Origin of the sequence: Neisseria sp. P0014.S009, from assembly GCF_051958155.1 — a bacterium.
Lineage (GTDB): Bacteria > Pseudomonadota > Gammaproteobacteria > Burkholderiales > Neisseriaceae > Neisseria > Neisseria flavescens_C.
Map to the genome: position 1 here is coordinate 21932 of NZ_JBQCVS010000016.1, position 19524 is coordinate 41455.

Here is a 19524-nt window from a genome sequence, read left to right on the forward strand (position 1 = left end):
CGGACGGCCGGTTTGGAAAAAATGGACTGTCATGCTAGAATGTGTGGCGTAAATTTCAGAAAAACAGGGTGAAAATCAACACAATAGCCCTGATAATAACGTCAATCTCAAACACGACCTCATTCATTCCGAGTGAAAACCTGATTTTCAGATCGGAAAAAAGACTCAAAGTCCTTTATCCCCAAAACTGTTTAAACCAGCAGGCGGTCGCGGCAGGCCGGATGTGCCGGCATTCTGCAAACCTCAAAAACAGATCGCCCCATTAAGGATAACGCGTGATTAAAAACAAATATTCCACTCGATTCAAAGCAACCCTCTTAGCGTTTCTGTTGCCGGCTTCAGGCATCATGACCGCATACGCCATTACCGACCCTCAACCTGCACAAACCGATTTCAAAGTCGAGCGTATTTCCGAAGAGCTGCCTGCCGTTTATGTGGAAACCAATACCTATCAATCCAGCTATTGGGCGCAAGAAGCCGTCCAAGCCGGCGACTCTTTGGCAGACGTTTTGACGCGCATGGGTGTCAACCAAGAAGACATCAAGCAAATCATGGCGAAAAATAATGCCAACCTCGACATGAAAAACCTGCGGACCAACCAATCCGTCAACATCCGCATCGATTCTTCAGGTCAAGTGACCGACGTTCAATTCTTTACCGATGAAGAATTGGAACGCAACTTGGTGGCTTTGGAAAAAGTTAAGGGCAAATGGCGCATCTCCAATGCCGAAATCGACATGAAAACCATGCCGACCCTGCGCTCCGTACAAATTCGCACTTCCGCTATCGGCGATATGCTCCGTGCCGAAATTCCTTCCGAAGTGTATATCCAGCTCAAAGAAATCTTTGCCGACTCGTTCAATATGAGCGACTTGGGCGAAGGCGATACCGTGCGTCTTTTGTACAACAGCATGTATTTCCGCGGCCAGCAAATGGCGGTCGGCGATATTTTGGCGGCTGAAGTGGTTAAAGACGGCAAAACCTACCAAGCCTATTATTACAGCCAAGGCAAAGGCGACGAAGAAAGCGGTAGCTACTACGACCAAAACGGTAAGTCCCTGCAACAAAAAGAAGGCTTTAATACCGAGCCTGTTGCATATACGCGCATTTCCTCCCCGTTCGGCTACCGTGTCCACCCGGTTCTGCATACCGTCCGTATGCACACCGGTATCGACTATGTCGCGCCGACCGGTACGCCGATTAAGGCCGCTGCCGACGGTGAAGTGATTTTTAAAGGTTGGAAAGGCGGCTACGGTAATACCGTGATGATTCGCCATGCCAACGGTGTGGAAACCCTGTACGGCCACATGAGCGCGTTCAGCCCTGCCGATGGCAGAGTCCGCGCCGGCGAAGTGATTGGTTTTGTCGGTACAACCGGCCGTTCTACCGGTCCGCACCTGCACTACGAAGCACGCGTCAACGGCCAGCCGGTTAACCCGACTACCGTTGCCCTGCCGACGCCGAAATTGACTCCGACCAATATGGCCGCGTTCCGCAAACAGCAAAAAGATGCCAGCACGATGTTGTCTACCATCCGCTCTTTGCCGGTTTCCGTAGCGCAGCTGGATTAATAAGATAAAGGCCGTCTGAATAAGGTTTCTTTCAGACGGCCTTTCCTATTAAAATCGATACCTCAACGCCCACGTTTACTCAGAGAAAGCTTATGTCTGCTCATCAGCCCATTATCCAATCCCTGCTTGATACCGACCTGTACAAATTCACCATGCTGCAAGTCGTGTTGCACCAATTCCCGCAAACCCACAGCCTCTACGAATTCCGCTGCCGCAACAAAGAGATGGTGTATCCGCTGGCCGATATTCAAGAAGACTTGGAACGCGAACTCGATTCCCTGTGCCAGCTGCGCTTTACCCATGACGAACTCGACTATCTGCGCAGCCTGCGCTTTATCAAAAGCGACTTTGTCGATTATCTCGAACTTTTCCAACTCCAACGCCGCTTTGTCCAAGTCAGCCCCGACGATCAAGGCCGTCTGAACATCCGCATCGAAGGCCCGATGATACAGGCGATGTTCTTCGAGATTTTCATTCTTGCCATCGTCAACGAACTCTATTTCCGCCGCTTGGAAACGCCTGCCGTCATCGAAGAGGGCGAGCGCCGTTTGCAGGCCAAAGCGCAACAGCTGAAAGAAATTGCGGCTACACAAAATCCGAATGATCCGCCGTTCCTTATTTCCGATTTCGGCACGCGCCGCCGCTACACCCTCGCATGGCAGGAACACGTTATCCGCACCTTGTTAGAAGCTGCTCCCGATATCGTGCGCGGTACCAGCAATGTTTATCTGGCCAAAAAACTCGGCATCACACCCATCGGCACCATGGCGCACGAGTTCCTCCAAGCCTTTCAAGCCTTGGACGTACGTTTGCGTAATTTCCAAAAAGCCGCGCTGGAAAGCTGGGTACACGAATACCGCGGCGACCTCGGTATCGCCCTGACCGACGTAGTCGGCATGGATGCCTTCTTGCGCGACTTCGACCTTTACTTCGCCAAACTCTTCGACGGCCTGCGCCACGACAGCGGCGATCCTTATGTTTGGGGCGACAAAGCCTACGAGCATTACAAAAAACTCAAAATCGACAGCCGCACCAAAATGCTGACCTTTTCAGACGGCCTCGATATTGAGCGTTCATGGGCGTTGCACCAATACTTCAAAGACCGTTTCAAAACCAGTTTCGGTATCGGTACCAATCTGACCAACGACTTGGGACACACGCCTTTAAACATTGTCTTGAAGCTCGTAGAGTGTAACGGCCAATCCGTCGCCAAGCTCTCCGACTCCCCGGGCAAAACCATGACCACCAACAACACCTTCCTCGCTTACCTGCGCCAAGTGTTTGATGTACCGGAGCCGGAAGAGAAAGCCTAAAAACAAAGGCCGTCTGAAATGTTCAGACGGCCTTTTTAATTAATCCATATCGCTTTCGGGCAATTCTGCCGAACCCATGCGGCGCAGGATGATATTGGTTTTGTTGTGCATTCGTTTGCTCTTAGGGTGGTCTGCGTAAAACAGCGGAGCCGGAACGCGCGCCGTGAGCTTGGCGGCTTGTTGGCGGGTGAGGGCGGAGGCAGGTTTCTTGTAGAAATACTGGGATGCAGCTTCCGCGCCGAATACGCCGTAGTGCCATTCGATTGAGTTTAAATACAGCTCAAAAATGCGGTCTTTGTCGGTAACAGCTTCCATCATCGCCGTAATCGCCGCTTCTTCGCCTTTGCGGATGTAGCTGCGGCTTTCGTTGAGAAACAGGTTTTTCGCCAGTTGCTGGCTGATGGTCGAGCCGCCGGCTTTGACTTCGCCGCTTTGCTTATTGCGTTTCATGGCGTATTTAATGCCGTTCCAGTCAAAGCCGCTGTGTTCGGCAAAGTTGGCGTCTTCGGAAGCAATCAGGGCTTTTTTGAGGTTGACGGAGATTTGGTCGTAAGGCACCCAGCGGTAATCCAGCTCGACATCGCGGCCTTCTTTTGCAAACTGGCTCATGCGCATGGACATGAAGGCGGTTTTGCTGGGTGCGACGGCGCGGTAGGTAATGATGTTGCCGTACACATAAGCGTTGAAGAAAATGAAGATGCCGATGGGCAGGGCAATCAGCCATTTGATGATGCGGAACATAGTTACAGGGCTTTCATATATTCGATAACGGGGCGGATATCGGGCGTAAATCCGCGCCAAATATGGTAAGAAGCGGCAGCCTGACCGACCAGCATGCCCAGGCCGTCTGAAACTTTGACCGCGCCGTTGCTTTGGGCAAAGTTCAAAAACGCCTGAGCCGCTTCTCCGTAAACCATATCGTAGGCAAGGTGGCAGCCGCGGAAAATTTCAGGGCTGACGGCAGGAAGCTGACCGCTCAAGCCGCCGGACGTGCCGTTGATGATGATATCAAAACCGCCGTTCAAATCCGCCATCGGGACGGCCTCAATGCCGAAAAGCTGCTCCAATTCCTCGGCTTTGGCATGAGTACGGTTGGCAATAACGATACGGGCAGGGCGGTGTTCTTTCAACACCGGAATCACGCCGCGCACCGCGCCGCCTGCGCCCAAAAGCAAAATGGTTTTGCCTTCGATGGCAATGTTTTTAACCTGCGTGATGTCGTTGGCCAAACCGATACCGTCGGTATTGTCGCCGCGTATTCTGCCATCTTCCAACCACACCAGCGTATTGACCGCGCCGGCAGCCAAAGCGCGGTCGGAATGTTCGTCCGCCAGCGCAAAAGCTTCCTGCTTGAACGGAACGGTTACATTCGCACCTTGCCCGCCCTCGGCACGAAACGCCGCAACAGCCTCGGCAAAACCGCCGATTTCGGCACAAATGCGCTCATATTCAATGGTTGCACCTTCCTGTAGCGCAAATTGCTGATGGATTTGCGGCGATTTACTGTGTGCAACGGGATTGCCGAAAACGGCGTAACGCGGGAGGGTAGTCATGGTCGTGTTCCAAAAGACGGGATGGCTATTTTATAACGGCGGCGTACATATGGAAACGATGCTGTCTGAAACGGTTGTCAGGTAGCATTATGGAATATTTGTTTCTTGAAAAAAGTCATTTCTTTTTTACAATTTAACTTTATTTTTTACAATTTAAGGGGCGGACATGAAAAAGATGTTGTGCTTGGCAGTATTTGCATTAGGGTTGGCAACGCCGGCGGTGGCGGCGGATTGGGTGTTGTTGGGTAATGACAGTGACATTACTATATTTGGTGATGCAGACAGCCGTACGGACGATAGAGCATGGTTTAAACATAGGTACGCCAAGCCGCAAACGATTGGCGATGGAAAATTTTTTAATACAACTAAATTGTTGGAAGAAATAGATTGCGGTGGTAAACGTCGTAGGATTTTGACGATAACGGCGTATTCCAAATCGGGAAACTCTATCGGCTCTGAGACACCATCCTATGCCGAATGGCATTATGTTATTCCCGGTACGGTTGGAGAGAGTATGTACAAATTTGTCTGCAACCGCTATCCTCGCTGACCGTTTTCAAACCAAACAACAGATGCCGTCTGAACTGCTTTCAGACGGCATCTGTTTTGTCGGCATTCGGACAAAAGGGCGGGCATTCCGCTTTTGAACAGACAAACTGAAGCATATTGTTGACAATCTTGCCGTCTGAAACTATATTTCATTGCGTAAAAACGGGTGCCCTGATGTATTTCAGACGGCCTTACCGTGGTAGAATAACAACTTAAACTCATTCCCTCAGGAGCTGAAGATGTCCATCAAAGACGCTGTAAAACTGATTGAAGAAAGCGAAGCCCGCTTCGTAGATTTGCGCTTTACCGATACCAAAGGCAAGCAGCACCACTTTACCATCCCCGCCCGCATCGTCCTCGACGATCCCGAAGAATGGTTCGAAAACGGTCAAGCGTTTGACGGTTCGTCCATCGGCGGTTGGAAAGGTATTCAGGCTTCCGATATGCAGTTGCGTCCCGATGCGTCTACGGCCTTTGTTGATCCTTTCTACGATGATACCACCGTTGTCTTTACCTGTGATGTCATTGACCCTGCCGACGGCCAAGGCTATGACCGCGATCCCCGCTCTATCGCACGCCGCGCCGAAGCCTATTTGAAATCTTCCGGTATCGGCGACACCGCCTATTTCGGCCCCGAGCCTGAATTCTTCGTTTTTGACGGCGTAGAATTCGAAACCGACATGCACAAAACCCGTTACGAAATCACTTCCGAAAGCGGCGCATGGTCAAGCGGCCTGCACATGGACGGTCAAAATACCGGCCACCGTCCGACCGTCAAAGGCGGTTACGCACCCGTTGCGCCGATTGACTGCGGCCAAGACCTACGTTCTGCCATGGTCAATGTTTTGGAAGAACTCGGCATCGAAGTGGAAGTCCATCACAGTGAAGTCGGTACCGGCAGCCAAATGGAAATCGGCACCCGTTTCGCCACTTTGGTTAAACGCGCCGACCAAACCCAAGACATGAAATATGTGATTCAAAATGTCGCCCACAACTTCGGCAAAACCGCCACTTTCATGCCCAAACCGATTATGGGCGACAACGGCAGCGGTATGCACGTTCACCAATCCATTTGGAAAGACGGTCAAAATCTGTTCTCAGGCGACGGCTATGCCGGTTTGTCCGATACCGCCCTTTATTACATCGGCGGCATCATCAAACACGCCAAAGCCCTGAACGCGATTACCAATCCGTCCACTAACTCCTACAAACGCCTCGTGCCTCACTTTGAAGCACCGACCAAACTGGCATATTCCGCTAAAAACCGTTCCGCTTCCATCCGCATTCCGTCCGTGAACAGCAGCAAAGCACGCCGCATCGAAGCGCGTTTCCCTGACCCGACCGCCAACCCATACTTGGCGTTTGCCGCTTTGTTGATGGCCGGTTTGGACGGTATTCAAAACAAAATCCATCCGGGCGACCCTGCCGATAAAAACCTGTACGACCTGCCACCGGAAGAAGATGCATTGGTGCCAACCGTTTGCGCTTCTTTGGAAGAAGCACTGGCCGCCCTCAAAGCCGACCACGAATTCCTCCTGCGCGGCGGCGTGTTCAGCAAAGATTGGATCGACAGCTACATTGCCTTTAAAGAGGAAGATGTCCGCCGTATCCGCATGGCACCTCATCCGCTGGAATTTGAAATGTATTACAGCCTGTAAAACAGCTGAGGCATTTTAAATAGAAAATCAAAGGCCGTCTGAAACTGGATTTGAAGTTTCAGACGGCCTTTAGATTTGAATTGGCTAGGGTATTCTGATTTGCCATAATAGCGAGAAGCAATGAGTCATGCCGTTTGAAGGCCTTTATGGAATCGGTGCCTTGTGTTAAATTGTGCTAACGAAATCATTTAATCAAAAAGGTTGGACAAAATGAATAAAATAATTGGTTTGGCCATTGCTGCGGCATTTGGTTTGAGCGCGTGCAGTAATTTAGATCACAAAACCGCGCACGAGGTCATGTCGATTTCCAATGACCGTATTTTAAAAGAAGACCACAGCTTTAACATCACAGGCAGCTCTCAAGTATATATCAGCCCATTGGCTGAAGCTGTATTGGCAGATGAAAAGGTGGAAAAGAAAGCCGAAGCGAAAGCAGAGGATGCCAAAGCCAAAGAGGGGGAGGCGGCAGCCTCTATGGAGGTTGCTCAAGAAGACGACGCTGCTTCGAAGCAGGAGTTTTCTGAACGAGAAGAGGCTGAGTTCCGCAATGCAATGCTTGATGCCTTGCCGGACGGCAATATCGCACAAGTTGCCGTTGATTATCTGGATAAATATCCTGCCATATCCAGTTACATAGAAGGGGTTCATCTGAATTATGAGTCGGCAGTTGATTTGTCAACGCGTCAATTTGAGTTGATTCCTGAATTGACCATCAACAACCACAATGAAAAACTTAGTATCAAACTTCCTATGAAACTGGATGCGGAAAAATGGGAAATTTATATGGATCCGCCTGCCAGTGCTGCTGCCATTATTAGTGTGTACACTGATGAGACAATCGGCAAACGTTTAATCAAAGAACCTTTAAAATTGAGTTTGAAAGAAATCGGTGATTCGAAACGTATGCCTTTTGATCATATTGCAGAGGCGGGAGTACGTGCTTTTTTGAGTGCCAATAAGGCTATGCCTGCCGATGCATATGTATTTAAAGAAATGGATGCCTTTGGTAAGGCAAATCATGCACGCTATCGTGTACGTCATGTCATGAAACCAGAGTATGATTCTATCGTAATGAAGGCAGTGGCTAAGGCTTTTGATGAAGAATTGTCGAAATTACAGAAAACGCCTCAACCAGGGTCAACAGAAGAAGATTATAAAAATGCGCGGGAATTTTTCAGTATGTCTGTCAACATAAGTGATAACCAGCCACTTAGCGTCCAGCGGATATTCGGTAACAATCTTGTTGTCGACTATTATCTTGACCGCAAAGGCCGTATTTTGGCTTCCCGTATGTATATACAAATTAACGGTACGCATAAGGCCATCAATATTATCGGCGACAACGTGTACAGCAATTACGGCAAACCAGTCTTCAAATTTAATCCGCAAGGTAAAGGCATTACTTGGCGAGAGCTGAAAGAGTTTTTCGGTTCGGACAAAAAACAGGAAGATTAAAGCCTCAGGCCGTCTGAAAGGATATTTAAGGATATTTTTGTTTTCAGACGGCATATTTGATAAGGAAAACCATGTTTGCAAATTTTGATTTAGGCGTATTTTTGCTGGCAGTATTGCCCGTGTTGTTGGCCATTACCGTGCGCGAAGTGGCACGCGGTTATACGGCGCGGTATTGGGGCGACCATACCGGCGAGCAGTTCGGGCGTTTGACCCTCAATCCACTGCCGCACATCGACCCTGTCGGTACGATTGTCGTGCCGCTGGTGTGTCTGATGATAGGCAGTTTTCTGTTCGGCTGGGCGCGTCCTATGCCCATCGATTCGCGCAATTTCCGCGATCCGCGCCGCGCGTGGCGTTGGGTGTCGATTTCAGGTCCGATTGCCAATCTGATTTTGGCGTTCTTTTGGGGTTTTGTCGTCGTACTTGCCGCGTATGTGCCTGAGTCTTATCAAGCGCCGTTGGTGCAGATGGCCGGTTACGGCGTGATGGTGAACTCGATTTGGGTCGCATTCAGCCTGATTCCGATTTTGCCTTGGGACGGCGGTATTTTTCTCGATACCTTTCTCAACGCCAAACAGTCCATGCAGTTCCGTAAAATCGAGCCATACGGTACATGGATTATCCTGATTCTTTTGTTTACCGGCCTGCTGGCCAAACTGATTTGGCCGATTATTGCCATGATTCAGACAGCAGTGCAGATGGTTGTCATGCTGTTTATTTAAATATTGTGGCTGAAAAGGCCGTCTGAAATTCAGTTTCAGACGGCCTTTTTCATTGTGCAACATGTAAATACGATTGGAAAAGTTGCTTAAAAATTGTACAATTTCAGCCCTTTCAATTTGGCGCACACATCATGCACATCGGCGGCTATTTCATTGACAACCCCATCGCACTCGCCCCCATGGCAGGCATTACGGACAAACCGTTCCGCCGGATTTGCCGCGAGTTTGGTGCAGGGTGGGCGGTATGCGAAATGCTGACCAGCGATCCGAGCTTGCGCCATACCAAAAAAACTTTGCGCCGCAGCGATTTTGAAGGCGAGGGCGGAGTGGTGGCCGTGCAGATTGCCGGCAGCGATCCGCAGCAGATGGCGGAAGCTGCGCGTTACAACGTCGGCTTGGGCGCGCAGGTGATTGACATCAACATGGGCTGTCCGGCCAAAAAAGTCTGCAATGTGCAGGCAGGCAGCGCGTTGATGCAAAACGAGCCTTTGGTTGCCGAAATCTTGAAAGCCGTTGTCAATGCGGTGGACGTACCCGTTACCCTCAAAACCCGTTTGGGCTGGCACAATGAACATCAAAATTTGCCGACCATCGCCAAAATCGCCGAAGAAACAGGCATCGCAGCCCTTGCCATTCATGGCCGCACCCGTACGCAGATGTACAAAGGCGAAGCGCGTTACGAACTGATTGCCGAAACCAAAGGCCGTCTGAACATCCCCGTTTGGGTCAACGGCGATATCACTTCGCCGCAAAAAGCCGCCGCCGTCCTCAAACAAACCGCTGCCGACGGCATCATGATAGGGCGCGGCGCACAAGGCAGGCCGTGGCTTTTCCGTGATTTAAAACATTACGCCGAACACGGCGTTTTGCCGACTGCCTTAAGCTTGGCAGAATGCAATGCCACCATTTTGAACCACATCCGCGCCATGCATGAATTTTATGGCGAAGTGGCCGGCGTACGCATCGCCCGCAAACACATAGGCTGGTATATCGACGAAATGCCCGACGGCGAACAAACACGCCGGGAAATCAACCGCTTGGACAGTGCCTCAGCACAATACGATACCCTTGCCGCCTATCTTGAGATACTTTCAGAAAAAACCGACCGTTGGGTATGCCATTATCGGGAAGACTAAAGGGTTTCAGACGGCCTTTTTCTTTTTGGGAAGTAAATATGAAATTGACCTCACGGTTCAAACGTTTCGGCATAGCCGCGCTGTTGCTGACAGGATTTGGTATTTATGCTTATGACTACAATCTGATAGCCTGTAAATTAATGGATCGCTATTGGAATGAAGACAAGAGCAGGTGCATGAATCCTGATTGTCGTCAACATGATGCTTGTATGCTGAGTGCAGGGAAGGATAAAGCAACATGCGAAACCATCCGCCCCGGTGACAGTTTGGATAAGGCTTGGTATGTACTGGGCAAACCTTGGTATGAGGAGAATGGGCGTTTCTTTTGGGGTAATAAATATGGAGATAATGTAGCAGAAATCGAACCTGACGGAGAAAAGGTTGGCAAGATTACTTGCTTTGAGGAGTAGGGTGCATGAGGAGATGGTTTCAGGAAGCCCTATGTTTAAGTTGTTAAAATAATTGTTTGTCAAAAAACATCAAGCTGATTCTATGTTTCCGCGCAATCGTTTCGAACATGTGGATTGGGAACAGGAGTTAAAGAAATCTATTTCAAAATAAATCGATAGTTAATCAAAAATAAATATAAATCGGATAGGGTAAATTCAATCAAATCAAATAAACGTCGTCTGAATGTTCAGACGGCTTCATCATTTAAAAACAAATCTAAAGAAAGACAATCACGATGAATCAAACGACGACTGACATTGCGCAATGTATTGAACAAAACTTACGACAATACTTCAAAGACTTGGATGGTACGGAACCTTGCGGCGTGTATGATATGGTATTGCATCAAGTGGAAAAGCCGATGCTTGCCTGCGTGATGGAGCAATGCGGCGGCAACCAGTCTAAAGCGGCGGTCATTTTGGGTTTGAACCGCAATACCCTGCGTAAAAAATTACAACAGCACGGTATGCTGTAATACGGCAGGGCAATCCGTCCTGACGGTCGAAGGAGAAATAACAATGCAAAATCCGAATAAATTAAATATCCATTTCATCTTGCACGAGGCATTTGAAGTGCCGGGAGCATATTTGAAATGGGCGCAATGGCGCGGACATAACATCAGTACAACCAAAGTGTACGAAAGGGAAACCCTACCTGGCAATGTGGACGATATAGATTTTTTGATTGTGATGGGCGGGCCGCAATCGCCTGATGAAGACAGGCAGGCATTCCCGTATTACGACCCCGAATCCGAGCTGCGCCTGATGCGTCAGGGGATGGCGGCGGATAAATATATTGTCGGCGTGTGTTTGGGTGCGCAGCTTTTATCCGTTGCCTACGGCGCGCGCCACACACGCAGCCCTGAGCGTGAAATCGGCATTTATCCGATTGAGCTGACGGCGGAAGGTTTGGCGGATGCCCATGTTTCCCTGTTGGGCAAAACCCTGAATACCGGCCATTGGCACGGCGATATGCCCGGTTTGACGGATGAGGCGGTTGTGTTGGCAACCAGCAAAGGCTGTCCGCGCCAGATTATCCGTTTTGCGCCCAAACATTATGCCTTCCAGGCCCATTTGGAGTTTGACCGTGAAGCCGTCGGGCTGCTGATTGCGGCGGACGGACGCGAAAATGTGGCTGAACAAAGCCAAGCCCAAACTTATGTCCAGCATCCGGATAAAATCGAAGCGGCGGATTTCAGTGAAATGAATGCCAAACTCTTTGACTTTTTGGATTCGCTGACGCAGACAAAATAAAAAAGGCTAACCCTCCAGGCCGTCTGAATAATAAATATAGAGAAGAAACGATTAACCCTTTTTAAAAGGTCGGACCATGTTCTATCAAATACTTGCCCTGCTGATTTGGGGCAGCTCTTTTATCGCTGCCAAGTATTCTTACGAGATGATCGACCCTGCGCTGATGGTTGAGGCACGGTTGTTGATTGCCGCATTGATGGTGATGCCGTCGTGCCGCCGTCATTTGGGTAGGATTCCGCGGAGCGAGTGGAAGCCGTTGTTATGGATTTCCTTTGTCAACTACGTTGTCGTTTTGATGCTTCAGTTTATCGGTTTGAAATACACGTCTGCCGCCAGCGCGGTTACCATGGTAGGGTTGGAGCCTTTGCTGGTGGTTTTTGTCGGTCATTTCTTTTTCAACGACAAAGCCAAACTGTACCACTGGATTTGCGGTGCGGCGGCGTTTGCCGGCGTGGGCATGATGGTAATGGGCGGCGCGGAGGAGGGCGGTACGATTGACTGGTTCGGCTGTCTGCTGATTTTACTTGCGGGATTGGGTTTTGCAGGCGTGATACGTCCGAGCCAGCAGATGGTTGCCCGTATCGGTGCGCCCGCATTTACCGCGGCTTCCATGGCGGCGGCGGCGCTGTTGTGTCTGCCGTTTTCGCTGGTGTTGGCAGACAGCTATCAAATCAACTGGTCGTGGGGCGGTACGCTGTCGGTGTTATATATGGGGATCGGCTGCAGCTGGCTCGCCTATCTGTTGTGGAACAAAGGCATGAACAAAGTCCCTGCCAACGTCTCCGGCCTGCTGATTTCGCTTGAGCCCGTCATCGGCGTTATCATGGCGGTGTTGATTTTGGGCGAACATTTAAGCAGCATGGCCGCGCTGGGCATTACCGTCGTCATTTCGTCCACTTTTGTCGCCGGAGTGTTGGCGCGTATCGGCAGCAAACACAAAAAGGCCGTCTGAAAACAGTTTCAGACGGCCTAAAGTAGCCGTACTTTTTCAATCAAACATTTTGGGAAAATTTCTATGAAACGCATCATCTCCCTGCTTTTGCTTGCCTGCCCCGTTTTGGCGTCGGCTGCACCCGATAATGACAAAGCCGCCGTACAGGCCGTCATTGCCAAGTATTACAACCAACCGCTTGCCGCGCACAAATGCCAGCTTACCGAGCCGCCGAAAGACGGACAGGCACCATCTAACAACATCATGTATTGCATGAAACCCGTTGCCGACCATACCGTCACACGCAACGGCAAAGCCGCTCGTTATGTGCTGTACACAGGTTTTGCCTACGATATGGAACAAAAAATAAAACAGGACGCCCATGCTTCTCCCGGCCTGGCAGAATTGTTTGTTTTGGAAAAAACAGACGGCAAGTGGGCAATCAAACAGCACGGAAGAGATGAAATCGGCGCATGGGGGGATGTGCCGGAGAATAAGGCGTGGAAGTTTGTTCAGGTGGGCGCGCAAAACTGGGGCTATGTTGCCGAGTCAAGTTATACAGGCCAAGGCGACACGACGACTTCGCAAAACTTCCTGTTTACCGATGATAGCAACCGCATCCGTAAAAGCTTTATTATCAGCGGTAACGATAACGGCGCATATTTTGGCGATTGCGATGAATTGAAAGGGCGTGAAAAACGAGACTGCAAAGACAGATATACCAGCCTGGAAGCCAAAATTGCTTTTGACAAAAGCCGTCCTGCCGTATCCGGCGTATGGGCGTTGACAGCAAAACTCAGCGGCGTATCAGGAAAGAAAAATTATAAAAATCAGAAATATATTTTCCCTTATAACGGTAAAACCCACGTTGCCCCCAAAAACTATCCCTTGGGCGGACAATAGTTCCCCTGAAAAACGCTTTGATCAAACCATTACTACCTCAAGTCAAAACCCGTGAAAGACACTCATAAACTCTGGGCCGCCCTCATCATTACCGGCATCATCGGCGGCATGGTCGGCATTGTATTAACCGAAATCATGCATACGATTCAACATCTTGCCTATGGTTACGGTTCAGACGGCCTATATGTTTCATTCCGAGAGGGCGTAGCGCAGGCAAGCCCTGCGCGGCGTGTCGTGGTCGTGGCCTTTTGCGGCGTGGTGGTCGGCTTGGGGTGGTGGTTGCTCAAACGCTACGGCAGGCCACAACCGGGTATCAAAGCCGTGGTTAAAAATCCGCTTGGCGGTTTTCCGTTTTTTGAAACAGTCAGCCATGCCCTGTTGCAAATCATCACCGTCGGGCTGGGCTCTCCGCTCGGCCGCGAAGTTGCGCCGCGCGAAATGACCGCCGCTTTCGCTTCAGTCGGCGTCAACCGTTTCGGATTGAGCGAAGACGACGCAAGGCTGGTCATTGCTTGCGCCTCAGGTGCAGGTTTGGCGGCCGTGTATAACGTGCCGCTCGCCTCCACACTTTTCATCCTCGAAGCCATGCTGGGCGTATGAACGCAGCAAGCCGTCGCCGCCGCATTGCTGACTTCAGTCATCGCCACCGCCGTCGCACGCATCGGCTTGGGCGACGTGCAGCAATATCATCCGACCAACCTTTCCATCAACACCTCATTACTTTGGTTTTCCGTCATCATCGGCCCGATACTGGGCGCAACCGCCGTCTTTTTCCAGCGCACAGCCCAAAAGTTCCCCTTCATCAAGCGCGACAACATCAAAATCATTCCCTTGGCCGTCTGTATGTTTGCACTCATTGGCGCGATTTCCGTTTGGTTTCCCGAAATTTTGGGCAACGGCAAAGCAGGCAACCAATTGACTTTTGGCGGATTGACCGACTGGCAACACAGCCTTGAGCTGACCGCCGTCAAATGGCTGGTTGTCTTGATGGCGCTGGCGGCAGGCGCATACGGCGGCCTAATTACCCCGTCCATGATGCTCGGCAGTACCATCGCCTTTGCCGCCGCAGCCGCGTGGAACGGCGTTTTCCCAGAAATGTCCTCCGAAAGAGCGGCCGTTGTCGGAGCCGCCGTTTTCCTTGGCGTTTCCCTCAAAATGCCACTGACGGCCATCGTCTTTGTTTTAGAACTCACCTACGCCCCCGTTGCCTTGCTCATGCCCTTATGTGCAGGCATGGCAGGCGCAGTATGGGTGGCAAAGAAAATGGGATTTAAATAGGCAAAAGCATCAGGCCGTCTGAAACCTCGTTTCAGACGGCCTTTTACAATAAAATTGTCAACAATATCTATAAAAACCTACTGCCAAAAAGGCGAAAATAGCGGATAATACCGCCCTGAAAATTCATCCCATACTGATTAAACCTTCAAAAAGGAAATCCAAATGTCTTCCATCAAACGCGCCCTGATCAGCCTATCCGACAAGACAGGCGCAGTCGAATTTGCCCAAACCCTGACCAAGCTCGGTGTAGAAATCCTCTCTACCGGCGGTACAGCAAAGCTCTTGGCTGATGCAGGCGTTCCTGTTATCGAAGTTGCCGACTATACCGGTTTTCCCGAAATGCTCGACGGCCGCGTGAAAACCCTGCATCCGAAAATCCACGGCGGTATCCTCGGCCGTCGCGATTTGGACGAACACGTCGCTAAGATGGAAGAACACGGCATCGGCAACATCGACCTCGTGTGCGTCAACCTTTACCCCTTCGCCGCCACCATCGCCAAACCAAACTGCACACTGGAAGACGCGATTGAAAACATCGACATCGGTGGCCCGACCATGGTGCGTTCTGCCGCGAAAAACTGGAAACACGTTGCCATCGTTACCGACACAGCCGATTTCCCTGCCATCGCCGCCGAACTCGAAGCCAACAACGGCGCATTGAGTGACAAAACCCGTTTCAACCTCTCACGCAAAGCATTCAGCCATACTGCCCAATACGACGGCATGATTTCCAACTACCTGACCTCGCTTTCAGACGACGTCTTGAGCGGCCAGCCCCAAATCGGCGAATTTCCAAGTCAGTTCAACCAAAGCTGGATTAAAGTGCAAGATATGCGCTACGGCGAAAACCCGCACCAACGCGCCGCGTTCTACCGCGATATTTACCCAGCTGCAGGCAGTCTTTCCGCCTACAAACAGCTGCAAGGCAAAGAATTGTCTTACAACAATATCGCCGATGCCGATGCCGCTTGGGAAGCCGTTAAATCCTTTGACGCGCCAGCCTGCGTGATCGTCAAACACGCCAATCCGTGCGGCGTAGCCATCGCCTCCAATACCTTGGATGCCTATAAACTCGCCTACGCTACCGACACTACCAGCGCATTCGGCGGCATCATCGCCTTCAACCGCGAAGTGGACGGCGAAACCGTCAAACAAATTACCGACAACCAATTTATGGAAGTCCTCATGGCGCCGAAGTTCACCGCCGAAGCCCTCGAAATCGCCGCCGCCAAGAAAAACGTGCGCGTATTGGAAGTGCCGCTCGAAGCAGGTGCCAACCGCTTTGAACTCAAACGCGTCGGCGGCGGACTGTTGGTACAAACCCCCGACATCCACCGCCTCAACCGCGCCGATTTAAAAGTTGTCTCCAAACGCCAACCGACCGAACAAGAATGGAACGACCTGATGTTTGTATGGAACGTCGCAAAATACGTCAAATCCAACGCTATCGTCTTCGGCAAAGGCGGTCAAACCTACGGCATCGGCGCAGGCCAAATGAGCCGCGTGGACAGCACCCACATCGCCGCCCGCAAAGCGCAAGATGCCAATCTCGACCTCAACGGCGCCTGTGCCGCTTCCGATGCCTTCTTCCCATTCCGCGACGGCGTAGATGTCATTGCCGAGCAGGGCATCAAAGCCATCATCCATCCCGCAGGCTCCATGCGCGACCAAGAAGTCTTTGACGCAGCGGACGAACACGGCATCGCCATGGTTGTAACCGGCATCCGCCATTTCCGCCACTAATAAGCTGATATAAAATAAAGGCCGTCTGAAAACAAAGTTTCAATATCGTGAAACCCGTTTTCAGACGGCCTTCTTTAATCATCAAACAATTTAGCGGTCTCACTGCAAATCAGGACAAAGCAACCAAGCCCCAGCCCGTCCGATTAATACGGCAACACAACGCCCCAAGTCTAAAACCAACCCACTCAGAGCAAGAAACATGAAACACATCCTCTTCATCCTCGCCCTCGCCACACTTACCGCCTGCGCCTCCAGTCATACCGGTGGCTACGGCTATGCCGGCAACAACGGCGCTTCCGCAGGCGTGACCCAAACATTCCGTTGGTAAGGCCGTCTGAAAAAACAACACAGTTTTCTGCAGTAGCGAATAAACAAATCCCAAACGTAAAGGCAAGTTTTACACTTGCCTTTTTAACGCTGTCCATCGGCTCAATAGCGCATAAATTCGTGTCATTTGCCTGCTGTTTGCTATGTTAGAAAACGTCAAAGGCCGTCTGAAAACAGGTTATGGAAAACCGTCTCACGTTTTAATCAGATTTTCAATATAAACTTCATTATTTTTCTAAATAAAAGATAATATTCAAATCTATTACTAAAGAAACTATCCAAATCATATATTATTTAGTAATTATTATTGTTTGAGAATAAAGCTTTAAAATCAAATAACTAGAAAAAAGCGTTTAAAAAAAGCAACAAGTAAATCTAACGGGTATGACCGTTGAGGCTGAAAAAATAACACTTTATCGGAAGAATTGATTTGTAAAACCAAACGCATATAAAATTTGAGTCAGGATTCCGAATGCATTGAAAGAAGCTGACAAAAAGTGACTTGTTAAGAAACAAGCTGACAAAAAACGGCACATCGTTTCCCAAACTTCACAAGCTTCCCAAAATGTATCAGTATAAAATCCCATAAAACAGGTTTTTAGCTGCTATTCGGCCGAATGGAGACTTTTGGCACGGGAATTGCATACACGAGATTACGGCATGAAACCGCATAAAGGGGAAACTCTGAAATGCGGCAAATGTGTGGACAGGCGGTTTACAGCCGAGCAACACGTCCCAAAAGAAATCAAACCCCTTACAGGAAAATCGATATGAATAAAGTCTTTAAAGTCATTTGGAACCACGCGACCCAGACATGGACCGCGGTTTCCGAAATCAGCCATGCACACGGCAAAAAATCCGCTTCTGACAAGCGTAAAGCCGTAGCTGCTGCAGTTGCGGCGGCAGGTGCTTTGGCGGTGTCAAACGGTGCAATTGCTTCCACGGATCTTACTACTAATGATGCAGTTAATGTTGCGCCAAATAATGTGCCCAACCCTACTGCCGGACGCCATGCTGTTGCCGTAGGCCCTAAAGCAACTGCCTCACATGAAAACTCAATTGCGATTGGTAACGAAGCTACTGCCAAGTGGACCAATGCTATTTCTATTGGTGAACTCGCTGTAGCAAGCAAAGACCATGCACTTGCTATGGCTACATCAGCAACCGCATTGGGTGTTCAATCTGTTGGCATCGGTTCATACTCTAATGCTAGTGCGGATTCCGCAGTTGCTCTTGGTCAAAATGCAAAAGCTGGTGGTGAAGTACCAGCTGGTGCTGATAAAGGTACTGGTACCGCAGCAGTAGCTGTTGGTCTTAATGCAAATGCATCTGCAGCCAATACTGTTGCGACAGGTAAGAACGCTGCTGCAAGTGTTGATAATGCCGTTGCGGTTGGTGTCCAATCTAATGCTTCTGGTCGTTCGGCAACTGCATTAGGTGGTTATTCTGCTGCTTCAGCTGAACGCGCTACTGCGGTTGGTGCTGCATCTAAAGCATCAGGTACAGCCTCTTTTGCTGGTGGTACATCAGCTAATGCTGCTGGTGTAAACTCTGTTGCAGTCGGTGGTTCAATGGAGGCAAAAGAAGCTGCTCAAGCAGTTGGTAATAACTCTATTGCAGTAGGTTCTAAGTCAAATGCCCAACAAGCTTCCGACGTTGCAGTAGGCCATGGTGCTAAAGCCAATGGTACTTCTGCCGGTACTAATGCGGAAGGCTCAGTAAACAATGCCGGTTCGGCAACGGCAATCGGTACAGAAGCTCAAGCAACTGGTATCGTAGCAATTGCTGTCGGTGAGCGCGCCCAAGCCCTTCAAAACGGTGCAGTAGCATTGGGTGGCGACGCTCAAGCTAAAAAAGGTTCTGACGTAGCAATCGGTCGCGGTTCTGTCGCTGACGGCATTTCTGCTGCTGCCTTCGGTCCTGCTGCTAAAGCAGGTGCTCAATACGCAGTAGCATTGGGCGTACAAAGTAACGCTGCTTCTATTCAAGCGATTGCATTAGGCCGTGGTGCTCAAGCCAATGGCGGTGAATATGCAACTGCTCTGGGTAACGATGCTCAAGCAACAGCTAAAAACACTCTGGCTTTGGGTACTGAAGCTAAATCTACTATCGAAAACAGCGTAGCTCTGGGTAACGGTTCTACAACCAGCAAATTCGTACCTACTAACAGCGCTACTGTTGGTAACTACACTTACAGTGGCTTTGCAGGTGCAACCAGCGGCTTGGGCAACGGCGCAGTATTGTCTATAGGTTCTGCAGGTAAAGAACGTCAAATCCAAAACGTTGCCGCAGGCCGTATCTCTGCAACTTCTACCGATGCAATCAACGGCTCTCAATTGTTTGCCGTAGCCAATCGCATCGAAAATCTGAATCCGTTCGAATTCTATGGCATCAACGGTAGTTCGGCCAATGCTCCTGAAGGTACTTATACCTACAACCCAAATAAAGCCGGCACTACGCTGAAACTGATCGCTGGTGACGGTTTGACAATGACCTCAAACGGCACTAACGAATACACCCTGAGCGTAATTGGTGGTGGTGCTACTGGTGCTAAAGGCGATACAGGTGCAACTGGCGCGACTGGTCCTAAAGGCGATACTGGTGCAGCCGGTGCTAAAGGCGATAAAGGTGACACTGGTGCAGACGGTAAGAATGCACAAGCCAATGTTAAAGACAACGGCA

General features: G+C 50.1%; 17 protein-coding genes and 1 pseudogene. 16 read left to right on the forward strand and 2 right to left on the reverse strand.

Features of this window, described 5'->3' with window-relative positions; all coding sequences use genetic code 11:
• The first annotated feature begins 275 nt into the window (after nucleotides 1-275).
• Entirely contained in the window at nucleotides 276-1571 is a 1296-nt protein-coding gene (locus ACTHS4_RS10160) for a M23 family metallopeptidase (protein ID WP_440365890.1), read from the forward strand.
• Nucleotides 1572-1663: 92 nt separating this feature from the next.
• On the forward strand, nucleotides 1664-2884 hold the full coding sequence (pncB, locus tag ACTHS4_RS10165; protein ID WP_049332299.1) for a nicotinate phosphoribosyltransferase: 1221 nt from the start codon (nucleotides 1664-1666) through the stop codon (nucleotides 2882-2884).
• Nucleotides 2885-2923: 39 nt separating this feature from the next.
• Here the strand turns inward: pncB and mtgA are convergent, their stop codons facing one another.
• Together mtgA and aroE are read right to left on the reverse strand one after the other, a co-directional pair.
• The gene (gene mtgA / locus ACTHS4_RS10170; RefSeq protein WP_003684244.1) at nucleotides 2924-3625 is read right to left on the reverse strand and encodes a monofunctional biosynthetic peptidoglycan transglycosylase; all 702 of its coding nucleotides are present in this window, start codon (nucleotides 3623-3625) and stop codon (nucleotides 2924-2926) included.
• Nucleotides 3626-3627: 2 nt separating this feature from the next.
• Nucleotides 3628-4437, reverse strand: a complete 810-nt coding sequence (gene aroE / locus ACTHS4_RS10175; RefSeq protein WP_070825651.1) for a shikimate dehydrogenase — start codon at nucleotides 4435-4437, stop codon at nucleotides 3628-3630.
• A gap of 166 nt (nucleotides 4438-4603) precedes the next feature.
• Here aroE and ACTHS4_RS10180 point away from each other — a divergent pair, with 166 nt between their 5' ends.
• The 14 genes and pseudogenes from ACTHS4_RS10180 to ACTHS4_RS10245 all read left to right on the forward strand — a co-directional run.
• Nucleotides 4604-4987 carry a surface-adhesin E family protein gene (locus ACTHS4_RS10180; protein WP_070825653.1) on the forward strand — a complete coding sequence of 128 codons (384 nt, stop codon included), beginning with the start codon at nucleotides 4604-4606 and terminating at the stop codon, nucleotides 4985-4987.
• 238 nt (nucleotides 4988-5225) lie between these two features.
• Complete coding sequence (glnA, locus tag ACTHS4_RS10185; protein ID WP_070589404.1) at nucleotides 5226-6644, forward strand: type I glutamate--ammonia ligase; 1419 nt, start codon at nucleotides 5226-5228, stop codon at nucleotides 6642-6644.
• A 210-nt stretch (nucleotides 6645-6854) separates the two neighbouring features.
• Nucleotides 6855-8099 carry a hypothetical protein gene (locus ACTHS4_RS10190; protein WP_440365891.1) on the forward strand — a complete coding sequence of 415 codons (1245 nt, stop codon included), beginning with the start codon at nucleotides 6855-6857 and terminating at the stop codon, nucleotides 8097-8099.
• Nucleotides 8100-8170: 71 nt separating this feature from the next.
• Nucleotides 8171-8821: a site-2 protease family protein gene (locus tag ACTHS4_RS10195; RefSeq protein WP_070585035.1), complete on the forward strand. Its 651-nt coding sequence runs from the start codon at nucleotides 8171-8173 to the stop codon at nucleotides 8819-8821.
• Nucleotides 8822-8952: 131 nt separating this feature from the next.
• On the forward strand, nucleotides 8953-9957 hold the full coding sequence (gene dusB / locus ACTHS4_RS10200) for a tRNA dihydrouridine synthase DusB (RefSeq protein ID WP_440365892.1): 1005 nt from the start codon (nucleotides 8953-8955) through the stop codon (nucleotides 9955-9957).
• A gap of 38 nt (nucleotides 9958-9995) precedes the next feature.
• A complete protein-coding gene (locus tag ACTHS4_RS10205) occupies nucleotides 9996-10367 on the forward strand; it encodes a toxin (protein WP_070825657.1) in 372 nt (123 codons plus the stop codon).
• A 275-nt stretch (nucleotides 10368-10642) separates the two neighbouring features.
• Nucleotides 10643-10882 (forward strand): Fis family transcriptional regulator, encoded by a 240-nt coding sequence (locus ACTHS4_RS10210; RefSeq protein WP_003684241.1) that lies wholly within the window; start codon nucleotides 10643-10645, stop codon nucleotides 10880-10882.
• Nucleotides 10883-10925: 43 nt separating this feature from the next.
• Nucleotides 10926-11660 carry a glutamine amidotransferase-related protein gene (locus ACTHS4_RS10215; protein ID WP_070825658.1) on the forward strand — a complete coding sequence of 245 codons (735 nt, stop codon included), beginning with the start codon at nucleotides 10926-10928 and terminating at the stop codon, nucleotides 11658-11660.
• Nucleotides 11661-11736: 76 nt separating this feature from the next.
• Nucleotides 11737-12612, forward strand: coding sequence for a DMT family transporter (locus ACTHS4_RS10220; RefSeq protein WP_440365893.1), 876 nt, complete (start codon nucleotides 11737-11739; stop codon nucleotides 12610-12612).
• A gap of 63 nt (nucleotides 12613-12675) precedes the next feature.
• Complete coding sequence (locus ACTHS4_RS10225) at nucleotides 12676-13494, forward strand: hypothetical protein (RefSeq protein WP_440365894.1); 819 nt, start codon at nucleotides 12676-12678, stop codon at nucleotides 13492-13494.
• 108 nt (nucleotides 13495-13602) lie between these two features.
• Nucleotides 13603-14772, forward strand: a pseudogene (locus ACTHS4_RS10230) (chloride channel protein).
• A 162-nt stretch (nucleotides 14773-14934) separates the two neighbouring features.
• Nucleotides 14935-16515 carry a bifunctional phosphoribosylaminoimidazolecarboxamide formyltransferase/IMP cyclohydrolase gene (gene purH, locus ACTHS4_RS10235; RefSeq protein WP_371460405.1) on the forward strand — a complete coding sequence of 527 codons (1581 nt, stop codon included), beginning with the start codon at nucleotides 14935-14937 and terminating at the stop codon, nucleotides 16513-16515.
• Nucleotides 16516-16714: 199 nt separating this feature from the next.
• A complete protein-coding gene (locus tag ACTHS4_RS10240; protein WP_371460406.1) occupies nucleotides 16715-16843 on the forward strand; it encodes a hypothetical protein in 129 nt (42 codons plus the stop codon).
• A 769-nt stretch (nucleotides 16844-17612) separates the two neighbouring features.
• Nucleotides 17613-19524 (forward strand): ESPR-type extended signal peptide-containing protein (locus tag ACTHS4_RS10245; RefSeq protein ID WP_440365895.1); only part of this gene is annotated, 1912 nt, incomplete at its 3' end.